This is a genomic window from Vibrio sp. 1-2 (7-a), from assembly GCF_013048515.1.
Taxonomy (GTDB): domain Bacteria; phylum Pseudomonadota; class Gammaproteobacteria; order Enterobacterales; family Vibrionaceae; genus Vibrio; species Vibrio diabolicus.
Genome location: NZ_VHSQ01000002.1, coordinates 273774 through 297981, shown reverse-complemented (window position 1 = coordinate 297981; position 24208 = coordinate 273774). Strand labels below are relative to the sequence as shown.

At 43.7% G+C, this 24208-nt stretch carries 19 protein-coding genes; 8 read left to right on the top strand and 11 right to left on the bottom strand.

What is annotated here, in order from left to right; translation table 11 throughout:
• Positions 1-220: 220 nt before the first annotated feature.
• Both yidZ and FKN08_RS08930 read right to left on the bottom strand, forming a co-directional pair.
• On the bottom strand, positions 221-1177 hold the full coding sequence (gene yidZ, locus FKN08_RS08935; RefSeq protein WP_109169090.1) for an HTH-type transcriptional regulator YidZ: 957 nt from the start codon (positions 1175-1177) through the stop codon (positions 221-223).
• Positions 1152-2357: an MFS transporter gene (locus FKN08_RS08930; protein WP_272870790.1), complete on the bottom strand. Its 1206-nt coding sequence runs from the start codon at positions 2355-2357 to the stop codon at positions 1152-1154. The genes yidZ and FKN08_RS08930 overlap by 26 nt, the downstream gene beginning before the upstream one ends.
• Before the next feature lie 37 nt (positions 2358-2394).
• Here FKN08_RS08930 and FKN08_RS23900 point away from each other — a divergent pair, with 37 nt between their 5' ends.
• Entirely contained in the window at positions 2395-2517 is a 123-nt protein-coding gene (locus FKN08_RS23900; protein WP_272870789.1) for a hypothetical protein, read from the top strand.
• A gap of 408 nt (positions 2518-2925) precedes the next feature.
• Positions 2926-4176, top strand: coding sequence for a DEAD/DEAH box helicase (locus tag FKN08_RS08925; RefSeq protein WP_170891894.1), 1251 nt, complete (start codon positions 2926-2928; stop codon positions 4174-4176).
• 150 nt (positions 4177-4326) lie between these two features.
• Here the strand turns inward: FKN08_RS08925 and FKN08_RS08920 are convergent, their stop codons facing one another.
• On the bottom strand, positions 4327-4740 hold the full coding sequence (locus FKN08_RS08920) for a VF530 family DNA-binding protein (RefSeq protein WP_005391068.1): 414 nt from the start codon (positions 4738-4740) through the stop codon (positions 4327-4329).
• Positions 4741-5227: 487 nt separating this feature from the next.
• On the opposite strand from FKN08_RS08920, the gene FKN08_RS08915 reads away from it, so the two are divergent.
• Entirely contained in the window at positions 5228-6685 is a 1458-nt protein-coding gene (locus FKN08_RS08915; RefSeq protein ID WP_005391067.1) for a DUF3360 domain-containing protein, read from the top strand.
• Positions 6686-6881: 196 nt separating this feature from the next.
• On the opposite strand, the gene trpB is transcribed toward FKN08_RS08915, so the two are convergent.
• The 4 genes from trpB to FKN08_RS08895 all read right to left on the bottom strand — a co-directional run bounded on the left by trpB (position 6882) and on the right by FKN08_RS08895 (position 11816).
• On the bottom strand, positions 6882-8105 hold the full coding sequence (trpB, locus tag FKN08_RS08910) for a tryptophan synthase subunit beta (protein ID WP_170891892.1): 1224 nt from the start codon (positions 8103-8105) through the stop codon (positions 6882-6884).
• 401 nt (positions 8106-8506) lie between these two features.
• Positions 8507-10753: a ribonuclease R gene (rnr, locus tag FKN08_RS08905; RefSeq protein WP_170891890.1), complete on the bottom strand. Its 2247-nt coding sequence runs from the start codon at positions 10751-10753 to the stop codon at positions 8507-8509.
• 294 nt (positions 10754-11047) lie between these two features.
• On the bottom strand, positions 11048-11260 hold the full coding sequence (locus FKN08_RS08900; protein WP_005375644.1) for a cold-shock protein: 213 nt from the start codon (positions 11258-11260) through the stop codon (positions 11048-11050).
• A 307-nt stretch (positions 11261-11567) separates the two neighbouring features.
• Positions 11568-11816: a hypothetical protein gene (locus tag FKN08_RS08895; RefSeq protein WP_005391061.1), complete on the bottom strand. Its 249-nt coding sequence runs from the start codon at positions 11814-11816 to the stop codon at positions 11568-11570.
• A gap of 287 nt (positions 11817-12103) precedes the next feature.
• Here FKN08_RS08895 and pcp point away from each other — a divergent pair, with 287 nt between their 5' ends.
• The 4 genes from pcp to FKN08_RS08875 all read left to right on the top strand — a co-directional run bounded on the left by pcp (position 12104) and on the right by FKN08_RS08875 (position 15716).
• Positions 12104-12742, top strand: a complete 639-nt coding sequence (gene pcp, locus FKN08_RS08890; protein WP_170891888.1) for a pyroglutamyl-peptidase I — start codon at positions 12104-12106, stop codon at positions 12740-12742.
• A 197-nt stretch (positions 12743-12939) separates the two neighbouring features.
• On the top strand, positions 12940-13203 hold the full coding sequence (locus FKN08_RS08885) for a hypothetical protein (RefSeq protein ID WP_005391057.1): 264 nt from the start codon (positions 12940-12942) through the stop codon (positions 13201-13203).
• 63 nt (positions 13204-13266) lie between these two features.
• On the top strand, positions 13267-14253 hold the full coding sequence (locus FKN08_RS08880; RefSeq protein ID WP_017635758.1) for a GTP-binding protein: 987 nt from the start codon (positions 13267-13269) through the stop codon (positions 14251-14253).
• A gap of 170 nt (positions 14254-14423) precedes the next feature.
• The gene (locus FKN08_RS08875; protein ID WP_053808958.1) at positions 14424-15716 is read left to right on the top strand and encodes a DEAD/DEAH box helicase; all 1293 of its coding nucleotides are present in this window, start codon (positions 14424-14426) and stop codon (positions 15714-15716) included.
• Positions 15717-15781: 65 nt separating this feature from the next.
• On the opposite strand, the gene FKN08_RS08870 is transcribed toward FKN08_RS08875, so the two are convergent.
• From FKN08_RS08870 to FKN08_RS08860, 3 genes are all read right to left on the bottom strand, one after another.
• On the bottom strand, positions 15782-18808 hold the full coding sequence (locus FKN08_RS08870; protein WP_170891886.1) for a DUF6701 domain-containing protein: 3027 nt from the start codon (positions 18806-18808) through the stop codon (positions 15782-15784).
• Positions 18809-19115: 307 nt separating this feature from the next.
• On the bottom strand, positions 19116-19955 hold the full coding sequence (locus FKN08_RS08865; RefSeq protein WP_170891884.1) for an arginase family protein: 840 nt from the start codon (positions 19953-19955) through the stop codon (positions 19116-19118).
• Between the two features lie 6 nt (positions 19956-19961).
• The gene (locus FKN08_RS08860) at positions 19962-20696 is read right to left on the bottom strand and encodes an IclR family transcriptional regulator (protein WP_005391048.1); all 735 of its coding nucleotides are present in this window, start codon (positions 20694-20696) and stop codon (positions 19962-19964) included.
• Positions 20697-21040: 344 nt separating this feature from the next.
• Here FKN08_RS08860 and FKN08_RS08855 point away from each other — a divergent pair, with 344 nt between their 5' ends.
• Positions 21041-22513 carry an EAL domain-containing protein gene (locus FKN08_RS08855; protein WP_170891882.1) on the top strand — a complete coding sequence of 491 codons (1473 nt, stop codon included), beginning with the start codon at positions 21041-21043 and terminating at the stop codon, positions 22511-22513.
• Here FKN08_RS08855 and modF read toward each other — a convergent pair.
• On the bottom strand, positions 22501-23955 hold the full coding sequence (gene modF / locus FKN08_RS08850; protein WP_170891880.1) for a molybdate ABC transporter ATP-binding protein ModF: 1455 nt from the start codon (positions 23953-23955) through the stop codon (positions 22501-22503). The genes FKN08_RS08855 and modF overlap by 13 nt on opposite strands.
• Between the last annotated feature and the right edge of the window lie 253 nt (positions 23956-24208).

The window sequence follows — 24208 nt, the reverse complement described above, 5'->3', positions numbered from 1 at the left end:
TTTACATACATTTACTCACCCAACATAAGCAAGTGCTTCTAGCTTCTTTCTGCCCAAATGAGCTGAAATCAATTTCGAAGTGGATAATAGAGTTCAAGATTTTAAGATTTTAAAATATTTAATCTAATGGAAGGCAAGACCACACTCCTACGGTTATTGACAACATAAAGGGGGGAGAATGTTCATTTCTTTGCTTTAAATGTACTTCAAAATTACCCGTTCAACTTGTGCCATACAGGCTCTTTATCGTCTCCCTCAACCACACGATTTTAGGGTTCTTGTTATTGCGTTTGTGCCAAATCATAGTAAATGGAATCAGTAGCTTGTGCTGATAATCTTCCGCAATGGGGATAGGCAACGCTATTAAGTTGGGGTGAAGCTGTTCGCAGTATCGCTGACAATATTTTGGTGCTGTGGTTAACATTTGATGATCGGGCTTTTCTGCAACAAATAAAGCTTGCTCGAAACTCGCCATCGTTAGGCTAACGTTTCGAGTGTGTCCCTGCTCAGCCAAGATCTCATCCAATGCCCAACTGTCATTTTTCTCCCATGCTACATTGATGTGGGCATAGCTTAAGAAAGTATCTAAATTCCACTCTTGCTTGAGTGCAGGATGATCCTTGCGGACATACACCATAGGTAAATCCGAGAACAGCACTTCGAAATTAATAAAATACGGGAGCAGTTCTAACGACTCTTTGGAGCGAGGATGGCTTTCACGGCCAGTAAAACCAATATCCACTTCACCGCTGGTAATGGCGTCTAACGAGTCGTAATCCCAGTTATGGAACTTTACCGTCGAGTCTGGATAAAAATCATGGATTCGTTTGGTCAGTTCATCCGCCATGATGAGTGACAATGGCGACTCTACTCCAAGATGAAATTTAACCCCGCTTGGCGCATCATCACCTCGGTGTGAAACAATTTGGTTACCGATCTGCATCCAGTCTGACAAAAGCACTTGCACGTTTGTTGCGAGATTTGTTGGCTTTAGGCCTTGCGGCGTATTCACAAAAAGCGGGTCATCAAACCAAGCGCGCAATTTGCCTAAAGACTTACTCACGGTTGAGGGAGTTACATTAAGTTTTTTCGCCGTTTTAGTAACACTCTGCTCTTGCAGTAGCAATTGCAGAGTGAGCAGTAAATTAAGATCAAGTCGGGCAAGAGATTTCTTCATGATGCTTACTAACGTTCTGATTTGGAAATAATAATATTATGGAGAGTCCAATAACGCTACTAGCAACCAACGCTATCATTAACATCATCACAGCTGGCACACCTAACGTCGCCATCAACCAAATGTAAAGTGCAGACCAAGAAATCTGACCTATGCCAAGCATAGAGCTTGCAAGTCCAGCTTTGCGTGAGAATTGGCTTAACGCTTGACTCATCGCCACACCAAACCCCATAGGGAAACTCATGCTGAGCAGAGTGAATCCTACCATATAAAGTGTCGGACTATCGCTATTCAAGTGAGCCGCGAGAATAACGATAGCCGACAGGAAATTGGTCATTTGTGCAGCGAACATCAATGTGGTTTGTTTGAAGTAAGACAGAGCAAATGGTACTGAAAACGATGTTGCCATACCTACCATTGCGAGTAGTGCCATCGTTGTTGAGTAATCGCCTCGAGTAAAGCCAATCGAATCCATTATTATCATTGGTGACGTATTTACATAAGAGAGAATCGCTGTGACTCCTAAAGATGTGTAAATAACGCGCGATATAAAAAAACGGTTATATAGTGATTCGTTCGAATCTTCACTCACATCTAAAAGTGTGCGCTTGGTTTTAGGCAAGGTTTCTTTTAAGACAAAGAAAGCAATTAAGCCTATCGCAATACCCATCATCGCCATGGCAGTGAATAACACTGGCCACGGAAACTTGATCATAATCAGATTGCCGATCACGGGGGCAAGTACTGGAATAGAGCAGATAATTCCATTGAGCATCGATAGAACCTTAGCTCGCTTTGGGTCCCCTAAAGTGTCACGCAAAATGGCAAAGGCCACTACATAGCAACATGCGGCACCTACGCCTTGGAAAAAGCGCATTATTAGGAAGCTATTACTGGTCTCAGCAGAGCCCGCGAACATTGATGCAAGGGTAAAAATCACTGCACCGCAAATGGCAACAGGTTTGCGTCCAAAACAATCAGCAGCCCGCCCAACAAAAACCATCGTCGATGCTAGACCAGCGAGGTAAATAGAAAAGGCAATATGAAGTTGTGATTCGCTCGCAGACAAGTCATTGGCGATTTGTGGTAAAGCAACCAAGTAGAGATCTATTGCCGTAGGATAAAGCAACACAAAGGCGAAGCTACATATCAGATATCGGGGCAAATTAATTTGTTCCATTACTACCTCGTGAAGGAATTGGGCTTACGAGGATGATATGCAACATTACTCATCTTGGCGCGTTACCTTTCTGACAACAGGTATTTCCATATACGACATCAGCAACGATTGTGGCTACAGCAGTCAAACGTACACTGAGAAGAACCTGGTATCGGGCTAAAGTAATCTATACAACCGAGTCCACAACATTAGCTAAATAGATAACGATGGACATTAGTGACCTGGAGTTTTCTCAAGCTGTATTGAGCTCTCAAAACCGAAGGGTTAGATAGTATGATTAAGCCTTTCAAGCGGAGTTGGTCTGTCTCTGCAACCTTAATTTTTCCAAGATACAATGTGTTTTGGCTTTACAGGAGTCAGACTGGCCTGGCTCCTTTTTCCCAGTGTTCGTCGCGAACGCTACCATCGTGAGGGTTATAGAAACCATTAACTCATGTTAGTGAAAGGAGATTCCTGCTCTCTACAGTGCTTCTCTCACCAATATTCTGTTTGGGCCATTATCGCTAACATCCAGACGCGAAATAGCATAAGATACACGGCCTTTACTAGCACTGAGCCACTCATCGTAATGACAGATAAAACACAGCAAGCGACATTTGCCGATCTTGGTCTGATTCCAACCTTAGTCGAGCGACTAGAAGCGTTAGAATACAGCCAACCGACGCCCATTCAATCTCATACCATTCCTTATATCCTTGAAGGGAAAGATATTGTTGGCGGTGCCAATACGGGCTCTGGTAAAACCGCTGCTTTTTCGCTGCCAATTCTGCAAAAAATTGTTCAGCAAGACGAAACAAATCATCGCCGTGGTAACTTCGTTTCTCACCTGATTTTAGTTCCAACTCGTGAGCTGGCATCACAGGTGGCATACAACGTCAAATCTTACTCATACCACCTTAGAGATAAGATCAAAACGGTTGCCGTATTTGGTGGTGTATCGGTGAACCCACAAATGCTGGCGCTTCGCGGTGGCTGTGACATTATCGTAGCTACGCCGGGTCGATTACTTGATCTGGTATCCAGTAACGCGATTAAGTTGGACCAAGTAAAAACGCTCGTGCTCGATGAAGCTGACCGTATGTTGAGCCTCGGATTTACCGAAGAACTCAATAAGATTCTTGCGTTACTGCCAGAGAAGAAACAGACGCTGCTATTTTCTGCTACTTTCCCTGATAAAGTCACGACGCTGTCTCAGCACTTGCTCCGCGCCCCTGTTGAAGTTCAGTTGCAGAGCGCAGAAGCCAGCACTTTGGTGCAACGCGTGTTTAGTGTAAATAAAGGTGAGAAAACGGCGGTACTCGCGCACATAATCAAACAGCATCAGTGGCGACAGACTTTGATTTTTGTGAATGCTAAGAATGCCTGTAACCATTTAGCTCAAAAGCTGTCAAAACGCGGTATTACTGCTGAAGTTTTCCATGGTGATAAAGGGCAGGGTGCTCGTACTCGTGTACTTGACGGTTTTAAGTCTGGCGAGATTCAAGTTCTTATTGCCACCGATATCGCAGCACGTGGCCTTGATATTGAAAAGCTGCCAGTGGTGATTAACTTCGATCTCCCGCGTAGTCCTGCTGACTATATGCATCGAATCGGTCGTAGTGGTCGTGCTGGTGAAGTGGGTCTAGGGCTATCCCTTATCGATTACGATGACTATCACCATTTCAAAGTGATAGAAAAGAAAAATAAGTTCCAACTTGAACGTGAGCAGGTAGAGGGCTTTGAAGTGGAAGACGACCAAAGTGAAGCCTACTTTTTACCGATGAAGCCGCGTGCAAAGCCAGCAGGTACAGGGAAAAAGAAGAAAAAGCGTAATCAATAGAAAACGTAAACTACATGTGAGTTTACTTATGGGAGGCGCTGGAGAAGGGGGCGCACTAGCTTGAGTATTCGCTTCTAGCCATTTCTTTAAAGAACAATAGAGCCTTGCTGGAGCTACCAGTAGGGCTCAATTGCTTTTCAAGGTTATGTACTATCGACGCGTCGGACGTCCACGAGGTGAACGTTTTTTAAATGCGGATGCAGCTTTAGCTTGTGACTTGAGGATAGAGTCAACGGTTAGCGGCATTGGCTCTTTAGGTTCAAGACCATGAGGGAAAGTACGAGCTCTCGGTGGTAAATCATATTCTTCTTCACTTGCGCGTGGCATGCGCTTAAAGCGATAAAGGTAAAAGTTTTCTAATTTTTCTCTCGCCCATTCGGTCTTCTTTAAATACTTCACACTACTTGCAATCGAAGGCTTAGTGTTAAAGCAATTAAAGCGCATTGCTGTATCTAGAATGTCCCAGCCATAAAAATCCACCAACTCTTGCAACATAGTTTCTAGCTTTAACCCGTGCAGTGGGTTGTTTCGTTGCAGTTCGATTCTTTCTTCGTCAGTCATCATTTTAGGGGCCTTACTCATCAAAGGGTGGAGTTTAGCAAAGTATACATTACAGAGATATCTATAGTTAGGCAGCGATGGTTTGGGTTGCAACTCGATTTGATGTTGTTAGTGCGTACTTGCATGAGCAAAATTAACCAATTACCTGTGTGAATACGGATATGTTTTTTCTACCTTGAAAAGCACAGGTGGAGTTGCGGCTGTTCCTCTTCTTGAATTGCTGTTCAAAAACTCTCACTAAAGATCAGCGTATTCTAATGTAATGTTAAATCTTTGTGTAATAAGTGAGATTTTTGTTGTTCTTTTACTAATGTCTAATATTCCTACCGATAGCAATACATGCTTAATAGGTTCAAATCAAAAATTAGCCATACTACTTTCTTGGTGTGGCCTCGATGTTTGATGTGGGTGTTGTCTCGTATTGGTCTGTATACCAAGCGAAACTCTAGTTGGCATAGTTCAACGTTGAAATATAACAAAGGATAGCTCAATGTCTGACTCAAGTAAGACCTTTTACAGGGATGTGCGCAAAAAACCGCATGAATTTGAAAGTCGTGAAGACTTTCTAAACCATGATTTAACCATCATGAGCTTTCGTCGCTGGGGTATTCATTTGCCATCACGTGATTACAGTATTGAAATCGAAGACTGGGTGCCTGCATTAGCCGCAACCATTGGTAAAGTGGTGATGGTCACCGCCATGGTTGCTGCATTTGCTGCTCAGTTCGGTTTATCTCCGGAGTTCGTTGCAGAAAACGTGCGTTACGAATTGCTTATCGCGGGTGCTTTGTTCGTTATTTTGTTTTCTGCCATCCTAAACCCGAACGCAAACTTAGCCGGTACCCACGGCCCAATGATACCGCTGATTCCCATGATTGCTGCCGCAGGAGGGCATCCTCTGGCGCTTGGCTTGATGGTATGTGCTTTTGGCTTAATTCTCGCTTTGACTAAAGGCGGTTCTAAACTCATGACCTTGACTGGCATTGGGGTTCGAGGAGGGTTATTGATCTACCTAGGCGCTGTTGGGTTGCTCGGACAGATTAATAAGACTGAGGCGTGGGCTGCTAGTACGGATCAAGGTTACATCTCGTTTGTGGTCATAGGCCTAACCGTTATGGTTTATGCCTATCTAGCTAAGATCAACAAGCGTTGGTTGGCAATTCCACTGTGTTCTGCACTCGCGGGTATTGTTGCTTATTTGATGGGCGCTGAGTTTGCTTTTACCACAGAACCGGGCCTGCCTAATTTCAGTCCATTCTACTGGTGGGGTGAAGATACAGGCTGGCAACTAGGTTGGCCAACCTTAGAGCACTTTATTGCCGTGACTCCATTTGCTCTACTGGCAGTCGCTATGTGGTCCCCTGATTATCTCGGCCATCGTGTGTTTCAAGAACTGAACTACCCAAAAGAAGCGAAAGGCGTACTCATGGATGTCGACGACACAATGGTCGGAGCGTCTGTTCGTCAGGGGGTTGGCTCACTCTTAGGGGGCGGAAACCTAGCTTCTTCTTGGGGAACGTACATGATTCCAGCCGCAATTGCCAAACGTCCTATTCCAGGTGGCGCACTGTTAACGGGTTTCATGTGTATTGCCGCCGCGGTAATTGGTTACCCTATGGATCTAGCGATGTGGGAGCCTGTTCTGCGTGTTGCTTTGATTGTCGGTGTATTCTTACCGCTTTTAGAAGCGGGTATGCAGATGATCCACAAGCATAAAGATTCACTCAGTGCCGGTATCTGTATTTTTGCCTGTGCATTCGTTAATCCAGTCTTTGGCTGGGCAATCACGATGCTGCTGGATAACCTTGGACTTATCGGCGACCATGAGCGTGCCAACGAACTCTCGAGAAAAGATAAATACCTGATTCCTGGCACTGCATTTATCGTTTGTGCAGGTTCGCTTGCTGTCGTTGGTCAGCTTCCGGGTATTCCTGCTCTGATCGGTTAATCGAATTATGTTCTAAAGGACTAGTTGGAGTGGTAAGTAAGAGGGCTTTCTCAAGCTATGCCTATTTCTCAAAAGTAAAAGGTTTGGACTGTGTAGTTAAGCCTTCAAAGCGCATGTAGGGAAAGCAAGGCTCAAACAAAAAGCTACCTAGTAATAGGTAGCTTTTTGTATAGACATTTAGCCTACGAAGTCGTGACTAAATAATTGATTCAATGCCATATTTTGCGCCGTAGTGTTCAACGACAAAATCAATGTCTTTGTCACCGCGACCGGATAAGTTGATCAGAATTGAGCCAGTTTCTCCTTGCTTCGCGAGTTTAATCGCGTAAGCGACAGCGTGTGCGGATTCAATCGCTGGAATAATCCCCTCTTCGCGAGACAGTTCAAAGAATGCATCAATTGCTTCGTCATCAGTGATTGAGCCGTAATTGACACGGCCAATGTCTTTTAAGTAACTATGCTGAGGCCCAACCGATGGGTAATCTAAGCCACTTGCTACAGAATAGACTTCCTGTGGTTCGCCTTGCTCATCTTTAAGCATGTAAGACTTAAATCCGTGCATAATACCTGGCTCACCGAGTGTGAGTGTTGCAGCGTGCTCGCCAACCTTTTGCAAAGAGCGGCCCGCGGGCTCGACGCCGTGAATGGCGACTTGTTCATCGTTTAAGAAAGCAGTAAATAGCCCCATCGCATTAGATCCACCCCCAACACATGCAACGAGATTATTGGGTAGCTTACCTGTCATTTCTTTGAATTGAACTCGTGCTTCGTTACCGATAATTGATTGGAAATCTCGTACCATTTTAGGGAATGGGTGAGGGCCAACGACAGAGCCTATCGCATAAAGTTGTGTGTCAGGATCTTTTAGGTAGGCTTCGAAGGCAGAATCAACCGCTTCTTTGAGAGTTTTGCGCCCGTGAGTAGCAGGGATGACATTGGCACCAAGGATTCTCATACGGACGACATTCGGATGCTCTTTGGCGATATCAACTTCACCCATGTAAATATCGCATTTCAAGCCAACCAATGCCGCGGCTGTAGCAAGCGCAACACCGTGTTGTCCTGCGCCAGTTTCTGCAATCAGTTTCTTCTTACCCATCTTTTTAGCGAGAATGGCTTCTCCTAAGCAGTGGTTAATTTTATGTGCGCCTGTATGATTTAAGTCTTCACGCTTTAGGTAGATGTCTGCTCCGTATTTTTTAGACAAGTTTTCCGCATGGAAGATTGGGCTAGGTCGTCCAACAAAGTGCTTATACAGGCGAGCGAGCTCCGCTTTAAATTCAGGATCTTTGCTGCATTCCTCATAAGCTGCGTTGATGTCACGCATGATTTGTTCAAGCTCCGGCGGCACGAAGCTACCACCGTATTCACCAAAGTATCCTTCTTCATTTGGCATGGTGAGATCAAACGAGTTTTTCATTATTTACATCCTAGTTAACGAAAGTATTGATACTTTTATACCCAAAATTTGGAAGAGGTTGTGTGATCAGTTGCTTAAATCAGAATTCGCGATCTAGTGAACTAGTTAAAAAGTACAATTTGTGTGGTTTTTAACGGGTTGGATACAACATAAGGTGGGGTTTAAGAGGCGCAAAAAAGCCCCGAGAGATCCTAGGCTGTCATAAGAACCTCTCGAGGCAAACAGAGTGCTGGAAATACACTCTGCGATGGTGTCTGGAAACAAAAGTTAGATTCGTTTCCTTTGCCAGATATTAGGGTTTTAGAATGAGCTGATGTCAGCGAAATGTCACAAGTTAATCGCGGTATCTAAAGCTTATTTTTTATTTTTGAACAATGGGTTAGAAAATAGACTACGACAGACTAACCTACCGTGTGTTCTGCATCTTTTAAATTGAACATGATCTTTCTTTGTTTCGAATCGACGTCTTTAACCAACACGTGCACTTTAGTCCCTAAAGTAAACGTGGTGCTCTGGCTAGAAATTTTTTGTTTGACTGCATCAAATTCGAACTCACCATTTTGGAAACTTGATAAAGGAATGAGACCTTCGATTCGGTTTTCCTCTAACTCAACAAATACCCCGAAGTGTGTGACCCCAGACACTGTCCCCGTGAAGTGTTGCCCAATAAATGGCTTCATGTAATGACATTTCAGTGCTGACTCAACCTCTCGGCTCACTTCATCTGCCTGACGAGATTGATGCGAACAGTGCACACTCAGTTGCTCGATTACTTTTGCATCGTAAGGGTAGTTGTTCGCAGCACCTGTCAATTGACGAATAGGTTTTAGTTTCATGAGCAGACTGCGTAGCTTGCCTGTTTTTTGCTCTCGAAGTTTAGCGCGAATGGCGCGGTGAACGAGTAAGTCTGGGTAACGACGAATTGGCGAAGTAAAGTGTGCGTATGCGTCATAGGCTAAACCGAAGTGACCCATATTCTTCGGCGAATACTCGGCTTGACTCTGAGAACGTAGCAGTAGGGTACGAATCACATCACACTCATCCAAATCTTGCACTTGTTCCAGTAATGCGTTGTAGTCATGAGAAGTTGGTTTATCACCACCCGCAAGCGTTAGCCCTTTGTCTGCAAGCATCATTCTTAATGAGGACAGTTTTTTCATCTGAGGACCAGAGTGCACGCGGTATAAGCTCGGTATTTTTTGTTGCTGCAAAAATTGAGCGGTGGCAACGTTGGCACACAGCATGAATTCTTCGATCATTCGGTGGGCATCATTTCGAACTACAGGAACGATGGACGCGATTTTCTTTTTATTGTTTAACGTGAATGAAAGCTCTTGCGTGTCAAAATCAATGGCACCACGGACTTGACGTTGACCAGATAGGTTCAAATACAAGCGATGGAGATTCACCAGATGCTGTTTAATGTTTTGTTTTGGGTTCTTACCTTGGTATTTTTTTGCTTCCGCTGATTGGGAAACAATGCGGTAAGCTTCGTTATAAGTTAAACGAGCATGCGAGTGAATGATCCCTTCAGAAAACTCTGAATCTAGCATGTTACCTTCGTCGTCAAAGGTCATCTCACATACCATAACCAATCTGTCTTCATTCGGGTTAAGCGAGCACAAACCGTTAGATAATGTTTCTGGTAGCATTGGTACAACGTATCCGGGGAAGTAAACGGACGTTGCACGAGATTGCGCCTCAAGATCTAAATGGTCGTTTGGCTGAACGTAGTGAGATACGTCTGCAATCGCGACGAATAACTTCCAATGCCCATTGTCCATTTGGTATGCGTAAACGGCATCATCAAAGTCTTTCGCGTCGTCCCCATCGATAGTGACGAACGGTAAATCTCGATAATCCACTCGTGACGTTTTGTCTTTTTCTTCTACGTGATTGCCAAATGCGGAAGCAGCGTGAAGAACTTCATCATCCCAATGGTCATTGATGCCATGTCGACGTAACGCCAATTTAACTTCAATCCCTGCTTCTCCCGGACGCCCTAATACTTCCGCCACTTCAACCGTTGTTGATTGTCTGTGATCTGGGTAGGCAGTGACTTTACAATGAACGAGTTTACCGGCACTTTTGGTGATAAGATCATTTGGTGTGACATGAATGGTTTGAGTCAGTTTCGCGCTTTCTGGCACTAGATAGAAGTTCGAACCTTTTCTCTTTAACAAGCCTACGATGTGGGTTGTTTTTCGTTCCACTATTTTGATGAAACGATGATTTGAGCGTCCTTGATGCTGAGCATTGCCTTTCAGAACCAGTACGATATCGCCATCAAACACATGAGTAAGTTGGTGTTTAGGTAAGAAAAGGTCTTTTTCATTACTGTCGTAAGTGACAAAACCAAAGCCGTCTGCGTGAATGCTGACCTTTCCAGAAACCAAAGCGGTTTGATCGACTTTCTTATAACCACGGCGATGCGTGAAAATCAACTGGCCATCGCGCTCCATAGCGCGTAAACGTTTTTTTAAAGCGTCTTTTTGTGGTTTCTCATCTAAGCCAGTAGAGCGAGAAATTTGCTCGTGACTTAAGTGATTTTTAACTTTATCGAATAGGCTAAGGATAACGTCTCGGCTAGGGATAATGTGCTCGTAATTATTAGAATTTATTGATTGTGCGGATATATTTAATTTCATTTTTTTCTCTTATATTCGCCAATCGCTTTTATTTTATAAACTTTATTTATATGAGCAAAGCATGAGGCGAAGTGATTCAGATATGAATCAGATTAATTTAATTCCAAACTGGAATTGCAAGATAGGTAGTGTGATTACCTAAAGATGTATACCAAAGTGACTTTATTGAAAGTTATTAATGACGGTGTGGGAGAGGTAAGTGATTTGGGTATATAAACTTAGATAGAGAATAGTAAGGGCGGCAATAAGTGGAAGGGGATTGTGGCACCAACAACGTTGATGCCACACAAAGAATTACAGTGCAGTTACTTCAGCAGCTTGTAAACCTTTGTTACCTTGTTCAACAACGAACGATACTTTTTGGCCTTCAGTAAGAGTTTTGAAGCCTTCAGAAACAATAGAACGGAAGTGAACGAATACGTCATCACCGCCATTGTCTTGAGAAATAAAACCAAAACCTTTAGTTTCGTTGAACCATTTTACTGAACCAGTTAATTTATTAGACATAGATACCTCTATATTTGATTGTTTTAAATATTGAATTTTTAGCTAATATCAAGTGCTACTATATGATTTTAGAGATAACTATTTTGTCGCAGGAACGTAAACGAGGAATTCGATGTGGAACTGAGAGAAACTTTGATCTTTAATTACATTAATAGCTCTTTCCGTAAGAGCTGATGTGCAGTATACCGACAAAATTAATAAAGGCTAGCCTTTTCTTTTTTTATTTTTTAAGTACACCAAGCGCATTGCTTTCAAAGCATACGCTTGGTGTATAAGACGGTATGGTGTTATAGATGGTGCTGAGCGCTTAGTGTTTTCTGGTTGAGCCGTTACGAACGATGTCTTTACCATTGTCATATACGTGCTGCGAAACCCAGCGGCCAAGGAGCAATTGGTGCTTTTCTCCTAATACGGCAACAAATGGACGGCCATCGGTATTAGAGGTGGCTAGCGCAACGCCAGTGACACCTTCAAGACCCAGAGCGCCGCTTTCTACTAAATGCAGAAATGCCTCTAACTCTTCAATCGTTTCGATTACATGGTTATCAATATTCATTGTATTCAATCTCTTCGAATTGCATTGCGGTCGCGTACTCTACCTAAGTTAAGCGTGGAAACCAAGTTTCTGCGTGAGTCATGTAATGAGAGAGCCTAGCCCTGCCACTAATCATCGATAGTTAGTCTCGATAGTCCGGAACTTGTCTAGATTCAATAAAGTGAAAACCCTCGCTGGTTAGACATGAGTCACATAATGTTGTCTGGCTTATGTCAACAATACTTTTGCTATTGGATGGGGTGAAGGGGAGTGCAATAATTTGTGAAACTCTTTTCCTAAAGGCTGTTATGAAGAAAGTCCTGATTACCGGTTTTGAACCTTTTGGTGGTGACACCATTAACCCCGCCTTAGAAGCGGTCAAGCGATTAGAGGCTGCGGCAATAGAAGATGCCATGATCGTTACTTGCCCAGTTCCTGTGATTCGGTATGAGTCACTGAATACCGTTATTGATGCAATAGAAGCGCACCAGCCAGATTGTGTGATTACCGTTGGGCAAGCGGCTGGACGTGGCGCGATCACCCCAGAGCGTGTCGCAATTAATGTGGATGATTTTCGTATTCCAGATAACGCTGGTCATCAGCCGATTGATGAACCCGTAGTGGCGGACGGCCCAGATGCTTACTTCTCGACACTGCCGATAAAGCGTATTGTTCAAACGCTGCAAAAGCAGGGGATACCTAGCCAGATTTCTAACAGTGCCGGAACATTTGTATGTAACCACCTTTTTTATGGCATCCAACATTATCTAAAAGACAAACCTGTTCGTCATGGGTTTGTTCATATCCCATTATTGCCAGAACAAGCAGTAGATGGCAGTCAGCCTTCCATGTCTCTGGAGATGATAGTCGAAGGGCTAAGGCTGGTGGCTCAAGTTTGTATTGCCAATGAAAACGACATATTGGTCAGCGGCGGGTCGATTTGCTAGTAAGTGTTTTACAGTCCACTAAGTGTCTGAAAGCTAGTAATAAGTTCATCGTTTGATGTTGCAATAAATGTTAGCTTTGTCAAATTTCACAAGTAGCGAAAGGAGTAGCATTGAATAGTCAGGTTGGATGTTGTTCAAACTGGCATTCCCCTAGTACAGGAGGTGTTAGGGGCTACCCTTACGAAAGGCGAGTTATCATGAAAAGCAACAAAAGTAAGTCAATCGCACTTATCTCTGTCGTTGTTTTCGCATTGGCTATCGCTGCGCTTAAATTCGAAAACACGCTCGGAGTTCTTCCCATCGTAGTCGCTATTATCGCGTTTTTTACCTGCGTCATTTACACCAGTATGTATCTTTCTGATATGAAGCGTTCAGAGTTGATAAGTCACTCTGATCATTCTCAAAAAATGTGTACCCACGCATCACGCAATGAGCTTGATGAGCGCGATAAAAAGCGTTGAAGCGAGTCACATTCTCCGTATACTTTGCTGGAGCATTAATGCACTAACGTGTCGGAGATAAGCATGTCAAATCGAGTACCAACCAACATACTGACCGGATTTTTGGGTGTCGGTAAAACGACCACGATTTTAAATCTACTGAAGAACAAACCGGAAAACGAAAACTGGGCGGTTTTGGTCAATGAATTTGGTGAGATTGGCATCGACGGTGCATTGATGACCGACCAAGGTGCGCTGATTAAAGAAGTGCCGGGTGGCTGTATGTGTTGCACGGCGGGTGTGCCGATGTCGGTCGGTATTACCGCGTTACTGCGCCAAAAACCGGACCGTTTATTGATTGAGCCGACAGGCCTTGGTCATCCAAAACAGGTTATCGCGACGCTTACCTCAGAACAGTATGAACCTTACGTTGATCTAAAAGCGACGATCGCTCTGGTTGATCCGCGTAACTTAAGTGATGAAAAATATCTTTCTAACCAAAATTTCGTGGACCAGTTAGACAGCGCAGACGTGGTTATAGGCAGTAAGGTTGACCTTTGTACCAGTCACGACATTGATGTGTTTAATGACTGGGTGACGGACCAATCTCCCTCAAAAGTATTCAGTAAGCTTATTCATGACGGTGAGTTACCGATAGAAGTCTTGGATATCGAACGGGTTTACGGCAGCGCTTCTTCCCATATCGAGTCACATCATCATGACCATGCTCACCAAGAGCCTCAATTCCAGTTGCCGCCAGGTGAAGCCTTTGTGCGTAAAGAGAACAAAGGGCAAGGGTATTTTAGTTGCGGGTGGTTGTTTGGGGCAGAGTACACGTTTGATTTTGATAAACTTTTCTCAATGCTTTCGGACTTAACGGCGGAACGTGTTAAAGCGGTGGTCAACACGGATCAGGGGTGCTACGCGTTTAATGTTGCAAACCGAGTCGTGTCGGTGAATGAAATCAGCTTAGAAGGGTTTGAATCACGATTAGAAGTGATAGATTCTCAGCTGTTGCCATGGGATGAACTTGAGCAAATTCTCCTTCAGTTGTCTGGCATCAAGCGTTAAATCGAACAAATGTTAAACGGAAACGGTGAACCAGCAATCTGTCTGCGTTCGCCGTTTTTGCTTTTGTAGCGTTTCAATGAGAAAAGTGAGATAAATCACTCAAATTCGGGTATAGTGCACGGCTAAATTTTTAAAGCTATTTTTAGTGGTTTGTTTAAGGAATACGCTCAATGTCATTTTCATCTCAAGGTTTTGCGCCAGAAGTGGTTAAAGCACTGGCAGAATGCGGTTATGAAAAGTTAACGCCAATTCAACAGAAGGCGATTCCAATGGCTCGCAAAGGCCATGATATTTTCGCTACAGCACAAACAGGTACTGGTAAAACGGCTGCGTTTTCTCTGCCTATGATTCAGCAGTTGTTAGACAGTAACCGTAGCGCTTCTCGTAAGACTGCTCGTGCACTTATCTTGGCTCCAACTCGCGAGCTTGCTGAACAAATTGCTGACAACATCAAAGCTTATACGAAGTACACCAATCTGTCGGTGGCGGCGATTTTCGGTGGCCGTAAAATGTCTTCTCAGGTTGCGGCACTGGAAAATGGTGTTGATATCCTTGTGGCTACACCTGGTCGATTGGAAGAGCACATCGAACAAGGTAATGTCTCGGTGGCACACGTAGAGTTTTTGGTGTTTGATGAAGCAGACCGTATCTTGGATATGGGCTTTATTCATGCAGTTCGTAAGATCATGCTGGATGTGGATACAGACCCACAAATCATGATGTTTTCGGCAACGACTTCAAGCCAGCTAAATCTGTTAGCGAAAGACATTCTGCGTAAACCAAAACGTATCGAAGTAGAGCGTGCAAATACTACGGCACAAACAGTTGCTCACGTGCTATATCCAGTTGATCAAGAGCGAAAAACGGAACTGCTTTCAGAGCTAATTGGTCGCAAAAACTGGAAACAAGTGTTGGTATTTGTGAACTATAAAGAGACCGCAAACGAAGTGGTAAAAGAGCTGAAACTTGATGGTATCAAAGCGGTGGTTTGTCATGGTGACCGTGCTCAAAGCGCTCGTCGTCGTGCGCTAGAAGAGTTCAAGTCTGGCAAAGCACGTGTCATGGTGGCTACCGATGTCGCTGCTCGAGGTCTAGATATTGAAGACTTACCTCACGTTGTGAACTATGACATGCCTTTCCTAGCGGAAGATTACGTTCACCGAATTGGTCGTACGGGTCGTGCAGGTAAACAAGGTCATGCTGTTTCATTTGTAAACCGAGATGAAGAGCTCACGGTGGTTCAGGTTGAAAATCTAATCCAGCAACGCATTCGCCGTATTGAGCTTGCAGGCTATGAACCAAAACAGCGTGAATCTTACATTGAAAAGCTGCACTCAAAACCAGCATTCAAGAATCGTCAAGGTCGTCGTAATAATCCGAACCAGTCGGCAACAGACCAAGGGTCGGCAGAGCGTCGTCTTGCTATGGTGAAGCGCCTGAAAGCGCGTCGTGGCGCAAAGTAAATTACATCAGTTTGTGATGAAAAGAGCCCCTCAATTGAGGGGCTCTTTTTGTTTGCCGTTTCGCGTTAATTTAGGCCAAGCATATTGGGTTCACCACGATAAATAATGCGATCGTTTCCTCGGTGAATACCAAACGTAACAATGACGGGTGGGTTTTCCTCTTCACTTGTAGAGCTATCCCAGTCGTATTTCAGCCAAGGGATGCGATTGCCTGAGCTGTCTAAATCTAGGTGGAATTGTATTTGCTCGCGCGCTGAGTCAATTTGGCTTGCAACGATATCGGTCATTCTGCCAATACTCATCGTTCCAACGCCAGAAAGCAGGGCGTTGTTTGCTGGCGCATGAGACCAAATTGGCGTGCTGAAGTAATATTCACCATTCGCCGTTGTTGAGCTGTCATCGAAGTTAGTCGTAAATCGACCGTTTTGCCAAATTTCCACATCAAGTGGCACTTTGATCACCATGCCTTGGTTGCCACCTACATCTTGAAAGTTCAAACGACCGAATCGAATGTCCGGTTGTTGAGTGAGCACTTCGCTGTTATCAAAGAAATTTACCTCATCAACGGCTTTAGTCGTGACTATACCTATTTTGCTGCTGTCACTGTTAGTCCCATTATTAAATGGACCATCAGGGTATTGTTTATCGGTTGTGTTCTTTTTCCAACATGGGCTATTGTTACAAGTCGCGTTGGTTGAGGGCTTCTCGATAACAAACGTTCCAACACTCGCGCTACCCAGTAGTTTCCAGTCTACCTTCTTAGGCTTAGGCGGCAAAAAACGTTCGGAGTATGAGCTTAGCTCGCCTAAATCGAAATGTTGTTGAAGGTTAGATGAAAAGTGGACGTAGTTCTTCACGTTTTCTTTATTCGCATTGAGTGCGACAACATCGTAAGTGACTTTTTCAAAAGGTTGATTCATGTAAGCAAAAGTTTGGCCATGTGGGTAGTGCCATTCTTGGTCTTGCACTTGAAAATATTTTGGGTAAAAACGACCGATGTAACGATAGCCTTCGTTAACAGTCATACCTAGATATTTACTTTCTAGGTTTGTTTTTACTCTCAAGCTCCCGACTTCTTCCCAATATAATCCATTAAAGACGAATTGATCATTCTTGGCTGAATTATGCGCTTGAGCCAGTGAGTCACTACTTTTTAGCAATTTCGAGGTTTGGTTCGCTGTCTCTGATGGCGTATGTTGCTCACTCGACAAGACAACGGATGCTGCTGGAGCGTCATCAAGCATAAAATTACGGGTGATAGAGGCATCACAATAACGTGCTGATTCAACAGAACCACTTACAGAGCCGTCAGTTTGCCAAATGATCGGCTTCACTGTTAGAGAGAAAAGTTCTCCGGCGGCAATAAACCCATCTCCTTGTTCAGAGGTGCCAGAAGGCAAAGCACGTTGGTTGTCACAGATAGCCAGTGTCCATGGTCGCGAGTACACATTAAATGTTCCTTTCACTTCCACTTTGCCTTCTTCAGGGCACTCTTCAAATCCCTCACATTCAAAATGATCGGACAATGTCACTTCAAATATGCCGGACTCGTTCGTGATAAGACCATGTTCAGACAAGCCGTCTTTAAATTCCGCTGAATAGCTAAAGTTTCCTTCACTTCCTCCTAATGGTTGAACCAATGGATGAAAAATCTTAGGAGTACCATTGTAGTTGCTTGCGACTACAGGTTCGCCGGTGGGGGCACAAGCAAGCAATCGCGTATGCACGTTTTCTGGTTTACCTGCAATAACGCGTATTTCATTTAAAGTTGCGCTTTTCGTCTTTGAGTAGGCCTCAAACATAAATGGCGTAAACATAAAGCTAACCGTTTGATGCTTGCTGGTGTCTTCTGCCATAGTGAAAGTCAGCGTGTAGTTAGTACCTAACGCGATGGTATCAATATCGTTCGGGATCACTCGAACAACGAGCTCACCATTGTCGTCAGACATAAATTGGTTTGCTTTTAATGTCTGCTGACCTTTGATCACCTCTAAAGTGAACAAGTCAGGGTGTGATAGGGCTGCACTGACTTCTGCGCTTACAACTTCTCCATTATTGGTTGTTGTTGCTGTAAATTGCGGAAGATCGTCGCCGCACATCAGTGCCATGTCGTCCGATGGTGTGACGCTTAGGTCGAAGTCGTTCTCCGATGGAGGTTGCATGCTGCAATTCGGAACATCTTGAGGGGTAATCGGACAGAGCTGAGAAGAGTAGTGACAATCAGTGTCGCCCAATCCACAGTATTGCGTGTATTTGTTGTCTTGTGCTTTCGTTTGTGCACTTCCTGGCGTTTGTTGGATTTCACCACAAACTTGACTTGGCTGATTTGGAGCGTTGTTGAAGTTCAATGTTTGGAAGTATTTAATTGCTGTAGTAGAGTCGTAGAACGAACCGTTCAATGCGGCAGATGCTCCTTTAGTCTCAGTAGTGCCGTAGATCTCCATGTCATCAATAAGCAGAGAACTGTGCGCCACAATGTCACCAACGACAAAATGATCTTGTAAAGGATGGTTTGTTTTTAGGTGTAGTGTGTCGCCTTGTGATTCGATCTTACCGCAGATGTTTGCATTGAATATATCGGTCGTACTGTGAGTCAAAATGTCACCAATAATGGTGTTGTACTCACCATCAATATGAAGGGCCTCACCTGTTAGCTCTATATCCCCATCGATGAGAACGTTATTCAGCTTTGTTGGGTAAGCCGATAGAAGATCACCATAGATAACCGTGTGCTTGTTTTGGTAATCGTCAATGCTTGAAGCTTTCTCATTGTTAACCGTTAATCCGGTAGCGAGTGCGTGTAGAGAGATACGCTTATTGGGTTCACCAATCGTATTGTTCCCCTCTAACACAATGCCATGAGCTGCTTCTAGCGTTATCTCTTTTTCCGGTAATGAGGAGACAATTTTGTCACCTGCGGGTAGGACGAGTTTCCCTGTACAGTGATAAGTCGTACCATCACTTCCGATACTAAAGCTCTTGTGTGAGCAAAGTTGACCTAACTCAGATAGATCTTTGACGTCATAAGTGGTGGCGTGTGAGGCTAGCGGTAAAACAAGAACCGCAGCGAAAATACTGCAAAGACGCATCATCAAATGTCCTAAAAAAGTGGAACAAGATGGCATCAAGCGAGCGTGAGAAAATGCTCACAAAAGTTGAAATGTCGGCGGTGTTTTTGGTTTTTAATCCGCTTACTTATTGAACTTTGGCTATTTTTATTTCGTATGTCATACCAAAGCTTAGTGGCGTTATTAGAGCGTAAGTATGAGATTAGTTCAATAGCTAAGTGTGACATGAGTCGCTTTATTCATGTAACTATTTGTTGGTAAAAGATAATAATTGACCATATTGATTCAGAATCAGTAGCTTGAGCGTCCTGATTCTGAACCGAACTTAATCCTAGGCTGCGTGAACAATGAGTGGGGCCATTTGATATAACTCTTCTAGTATGGCTTTCGTATGTCTCGAATAGACCAGACGATCGCGATCGCCAACGAGTTGAATGGCTCTGACTTTACCTGCAACCAGGCATTGCCTAATGGTGCGTAGAACCATTTGGATATCAATTTCTGAGGTACCATCAAGGCTGTTTTTGGTTTTTAAGGAGCCAAGGTCGATACTGAGGATTATTTGGTCGCAATGGTCGAGGTAATTGCCGATCAACTGCTTTACATTATTGCGATGACGAAAAGAAAACTCTTTATCGGTTACCCAGTCACAACCTTGATCCTCCGCGTATTCCCACGTTTCTTGCTTTGTATCTTGTTCGCTAACACCAGCAAAAAATAATCGCACGTTTTGATAGCGAGAAAGAGCAAAATGGAATGCGGAGCCTAAACGTGGTTCAAGTGTCGGCTTCAAGTTCATGTCATGTCCAATATTTACCACACCCACTTCGTCTCGATAAGACACGACCACAGGTAACATGGACAAGATTGCCTCGGTACAGTTGGTCACTAAAACGGGAATAGAATGACGAGAAAGCGAAAGACTTAACGCTTCCTGAAACTCGCCATTTTCCAGCTTGTCGTGGTTGAAGTGACCAAAGTTTTCAGCGGTTTCATGATCATGCTGTTGGTATAGCCAATCGCTAGCATTTTCCAAACTTTGATCAGCTAATTCAAACGCTCCCTTAGACATGGGAGGCAAATACTCACACACTGTCATAAAAGAAAAAGGGTAATGCTGCGGCTGTTTCACGGTGTGGTGGAGTTTATAGCGTTTGAAAAAGCTTAACATGATGAATTACCTTTCTGGTGGTAGTGCCCTTGCCGCTTGCAACACATGCAAAATAATGCGCTGCTTATCCTTTTCGACTCGGTGGGCCGGAGCCATCACCGAGACCGCGCCGATCAGTTTGCTTCCTTTCATCACTGGTGCACTGATGCCAGAAACACCCGGGTCAATTTCTGAAGTACTGACGGCATATCCGTGTTTACGGATGGTTGTGAGCTCTTGTTCCCATTCGTCTCGTCGGTGATCTTGATTAAAGTATCTCAAGATTTTCTCGCATCGACTTTGAGGCATAAAAGCGAGCATCACTTTAGATGAGGCACCACGTAGCAGAGGTTGACTTTGACCCTGGACGAAGCTGCAACGCAGCGCCTGCATACTTTCTTTTTGTCTGACACAAAGCGCGCGATACCCTGCAGGTACCATATAAGCGGCCATTTCTCCTGTTTGTTGTACCAACCGAGCCAGTATGGTTTCGACCATATCTAACCCATGCTGTGCGGTCTCATAGCTATGCATGAGCAGCAATGCTGCCGGGCCAACGACAAATGTCTTGTCGTGTACGCTTTCTTCAATCAAGTTCCACTCTTTGAGCAGCTTCAAGTGTCGGTAGAGACTGCTCAAAGGAACGTTCAATTGCTCGCTTAGCGTTTTCGCAGAGACTGGGAATGGACTAACTGCAACTTGCATTAACAACTGCAGTGCTTTTTCGTTTACCTGATTCGCATTAGCTTTGTTTGTCGTCATGAGAGTGTTGTAACGTGTTATATGAATTACGACAAATATAATTCTTAATCACTGAGAAAAGAAAAATAATTTTAATGGGTAATTCTCGCAGGGTGAGAATTTGATGGCTGAGGGCTTACCTTGGTACCGATGGGCTCAAAAGTGATGTCGTATTGACGTCTCAGGTTTGAGTCGTTTGATGCTAAATTGGAACAAGAGGAATTAAGGCATTGTTTAGTTTGCGGTATTACTAAGTGTTTCGCATACTGAGTTAATCTAAATAATATTATAAACGAGAGTTGCTAGTGGGTATCAGATTCCAGATACCATCTCAGTAAATCGGTTTTATAAAAGGTTACTTTTATATGCTGAATAAGGCGCTTTTTAAAAAAGCCATCATTTTTTTGTTGCCCATTCCTTTGATTGTTGGCGAGGTCTTGTATTTAGCTCGTGAAAGCGTGCAAAATAACCTCAATCATCTATTAGAAAAAAACGTTCAAATCGCAGACGAAATTTTATTCCAAATAGAGACCGAAAACCGCACGGCTTTGTTGCATCCTAGACGATGTGAAGAGCTTCAGCAAAACTTGATGTTTGAACGAGATATCGAAGAAATGCTGATTGTAAAAAATGGGATCATTACGTGTTCTTCTAAACTGGGCGTAATTTCTAAGCCGTTAGCCGAGCACATTACATTTCCTGAGGGACAAGCGTTAGCACTGGGAAACGTGGATAGCGTATATGACCAATTTTTGCTCGTCGTGACCGAAGGAGAGCGAGGTTATCAAGCGGTGACGATTATTGATCATGACTACTTTAATGCGAAGATAGGATTTAATAACGATTTACGCTTAAAACGCTCTGCCTTATTTATTCATGACCAAGTTGCACCTGAAGAAGCGTTGAGAACGGGAAGTAATCCTATTGGCATCAAATCGTCGCAAATGTTTGAGTATGAAGCTTTGAGTGAAGCTAGCGATCTATTCGTCAAACAGAGAACACTTTCCTATTTTTTGTATTCAATTCCAATCATTTTTGTTATCTATCTTTGCTTATATGCGTTAAATAAATTTATCGATCCTCATCGAAGCTTGGTTCTGGATTTAAAGAAAGCCATAAAGAAAGGTGAGTTGACTCTGTATTACCAGCCCCAGATTAACGTCGATACTGGTCAACTATTTGGTTTTGAAGCCCTAGTGCGATGGGAGCATCAGAATAAAGGGTTCATTTCTCCTGATGAGTTTGTGCCAGCGGCGGAGCAAAGTGGATTGGTCTTTTTGCTCACGGATTACGTTCTCGATAAAGCGGCAGAAGACTTTAGTAAATTAGACTTTAATCAGTCTGTTCACCTTGGTATTAATGTGCCGCCCGGTTACTTAGTTGGGCCAAACGCGATTAGAAAGATTCAACTCATTGATAGGAAGTTAAGTCGAAATAACGTCTCATTAGGCATAGAGATAACAGAACGTCAACTCATTGATGCTGAAGCCAGAAAGTGCATCGCAGCGCTGCGAGTACATGGCATTGATGTGTTAATCGACGATTTTGGTACCGGTCAAACCTCGCTGTCGTTCCTGCAGCACATGCGTATAGATTACCTAAAAATCGATAAATGTTTTGTCGAAACTATTGGTATACCTAGCCTTAGTGCTTCTGTTTTAAAAGCTATTGTTCACTTTGCGGAAGAGCTAAAAGTACAACTCATCGCCGAAGGTGTAGAAACAACGGCGCAAGCCGACCATTTGAAAAAGATGGGAGTGCGATATCATCAAGGATACTTTTACTCCAAGCCTTTACCTTATGATCAACTTGCTCAGCGAAGTCATTATGATTGGTAAACGTTAGCCCGGTAACATTGGTCATTGTCATCAAAAACAAACTCTAGCTCATTCTTGATGCTATCCAAGCGGTCTTCTTGGTAATGAGATACATACAATAGCTGGCTTAAATTCTCTCGGGCGATGAGCTCAAGAGTATTCTTAACTAAACGCCTGCCAAGAAAATCCAACCCTTGATATGGCTCGTCCAAAATCAGTAATGTAGGCTGTTTAACGATGGCTCTTGCAATCAACAACAGGCGCTGCTGACCGTACTCTAATTGCTTGAATGAGGTTTTTCGGTATTGGCTCATATGTAGGATGTCGAGCCATTCGTTTGCGATGTCCACTTCTTTACGAGTGGGTTGGTTATACAACCCTATGGAGTCGTAAAAACCGGACAAAATCACGTCTAGCGCACTGCAGTTAACGCGGTATTGAAGGTGTAACGCTGAAGATACCATGCCTATGTGCTGCTTAATTTCCCAGATTGTCTCGCCAGACCCTCGCTTTTTACCAAAGATATCAATGTCATTGCTGTAGCACTGAGGATGATCACCAAAGATTAACCCAAGCAAGGTGCTCTTCCCACAGCCATTTGGGCCTTTGATCTGCCAATGCTGACCTTTGTCTATTCGCCAGTTTAAGTCAGTAAAGATCTTCTTATCAGTGTATTCAACAGACCCATTTGTTAGTTTAAATATTGGGTTGTCGAAGTGTGTCGAGTGCTGATGCTGACGTATCAAGTTCATCATTTCTTCACTCTGTTGCTCGGACTGAGATTTAAGCTGTCCAATGATTGGATGATTATCCCAACTGGATTTATCCATTGTACTGTCCAGCTTTCCTGCACTGAAAAGCGCAACGCGATCAATCCACTCAGGCATATCAGACTCGCGAGAGAAGGTGACCAGTAGCTGTACGGTTTGAGAAAGCGAGTGTAAATAGTGAGCGAGAGCTGCTCGATGGGCAATATCTAAACCAGTAAATGGGTTATCTAGCAGTAACAAATCAGGCTGTGTTGCTAAAGCGCGAGCTAACATCACTCGTCTTGTTTCCCCTGTAGAGAGAACACGAAAGCCACTGTGTTTAAGGTGAGTTAGGTCGAGATCGGTAATCAGCTGATCTATTAAATTAGCGTCTTGGCTGCGCTCCTGAATGAGTGAGTAAACGGTACTGCCTTGATCGATACGATCAAGAAAGTCTGTATCGTCCTTTTCTAATTCTCTTTCCAGTAATCGCTGTTGCTCTGATAACGACACTTGAGCAACGGACAGCCCATCAAGCTCAAGTTTCCCGCTTATTGGTAAAAGTTCACCACAAATAAGGTCTCCAAGTAGAGAACCAATATCCCCATCCGCGCTGAATACTCCCCAAGATTGCTGAGTATCTATTTTCCAATCGTCAATAAATAGGTGAGCCGTGTTCCCTTGAGCGGCAAGTTGACTAAAACGAATAGTCATATGTTTGTCTTCCTTGTTTTCGTTGTAATCGTTTATTTATAACAATTTACGAACTCAGTAAGGAAGCGCTTTTGTGTATTAATTTTAATCAATGCAGCATCTTGTGAGCACTCAAGGGTAGTGCTATTTGAGAGTGAAACAGCCACTACGCTTGCAGGTAATAAATTGACCTATCAGTAATTTCATTGAATTTTACAATGAGCTTATCATTATGTGCATAAATGTTATGCTGCTACACTCATACTTGCCGTTT

What these genes read in the sequence shown, in the direction of transcription:
- yidZ (WP_109169090.1), bottom strand. Translation starts at nt 1,177, where the DNA reads ATGAAGAAATCTCTTGCCCGACTTGATCTTAATTTACTGCTCACTCTG.
- FKN08_RS08930 (WP_272870790.1), bottom strand. Translation starts at nt 2,357, where the DNA reads ATGGAACAAATTAATTTGCCCCGATATCTGATATGTAGCTTCGCCTTT.
- FKN08_RS23900 (WP_272870789.1), top strand. Translation starts at nt 2,395, where the DNA reads ATGCAACATTACTCATCTTGGCGCGTTACCTTTCTGACAACAGGTATT.
- FKN08_RS08925 (WP_170891894.1), top strand. Translation starts at nt 2,926, where the DNA reads ATGACAGATAAAACACAGCAAGCGACATTTGCCGATCTTGGTCTGATT.
- FKN08_RS08920 (WP_005391068.1), bottom strand. Translation starts at nt 4,740, where the DNA reads ATGATGACTGACGAAGAAAGAATCGAACTGCAACGAAACAACCCACTG.
- FKN08_RS08915 (WP_005391067.1), top strand. Translation starts at nt 5,228, where the DNA reads ATGTCTGACTCAAGTAAGACCTTTTACAGGGATGTGCGCAAAAAACCG.
- trpB (WP_170891892.1), bottom strand. Translation starts at nt 8,105, where the DNA reads ATGAAAAACTCGTTTGATCTCACCATGCCAAATGAAGAAGGATACTTT.
- rnr (WP_170891890.1), bottom strand. Translation starts at nt 10,753, where the DNA reads ATGAAATTAAATATATCCGCACAATCAATAAATTCTAATAATTACGAG.
- FKN08_RS08900 (WP_005375644.1), bottom strand. Translation starts at nt 11,260, where the DNA reads ATGTCTAATAAATTAACTGGTTCAGTAAAATGGTTCAACGAAACTAAA.
- FKN08_RS08895 (WP_005391061.1), bottom strand. Translation starts at nt 11,816, where the DNA reads ATGAATATTGATAACCATGTAATCGAAACGATTGAAGAGTTAGAGGCA.
- pcp (WP_170891888.1), top strand. Translation starts at nt 12,104, where the DNA reads ATGAAGAAAGTCCTGATTACCGGTTTTGAACCTTTTGGTGGTGACACC.
- FKN08_RS08885 (WP_005391057.1), top strand. Translation starts at nt 12,940, where the DNA reads ATGAAAAGCAACAAAAGTAAGTCAATCGCACTTATCTCTGTCGTTGTT.
- FKN08_RS08880 (WP_017635758.1), top strand. Translation starts at nt 13,267, where the DNA reads ATGTCAAATCGAGTACCAACCAACATACTGACCGGATTTTTGGGTGTC.
- FKN08_RS08875 (WP_053808958.1), top strand. Translation starts at nt 14,424, where the DNA reads ATGTCATTTTCATCTCAAGGTTTTGCGCCAGAAGTGGTTAAAGCACTG.
- FKN08_RS08870 (WP_170891886.1), bottom strand. Translation starts at nt 18,808, where the DNA reads ATGATGCGTCTTTGCAGTATTTTCGCTGCGGTTCTTGTTTTACCGCTA.
- FKN08_RS08865 (WP_170891884.1), bottom strand. Translation starts at nt 19,955, where the DNA reads ATGTTAAGCTTTTTCAAACGCTATAAACTCCACCACACCGTGAAACAG.
- FKN08_RS08860 (WP_005391048.1), bottom strand. Translation starts at nt 20,696, where the DNA reads ATGACGACAAACAAAGCTAATGCGAATCAGGTAAACGAAAAAGCACTG.
- FKN08_RS08855 (WP_170891882.1), top strand. Translation starts at nt 21,041, where the DNA reads ATGCTGAATAAGGCGCTTTTTAAAAAAGCCATCATTTTTTTGTTGCCC.
- modF (WP_170891880.1), bottom strand. Translation starts at nt 23,955, where the DNA reads ATGACTATTCGTTTTAGTCAACTTGCCGCTCAAGGGAACACGGCTCAC.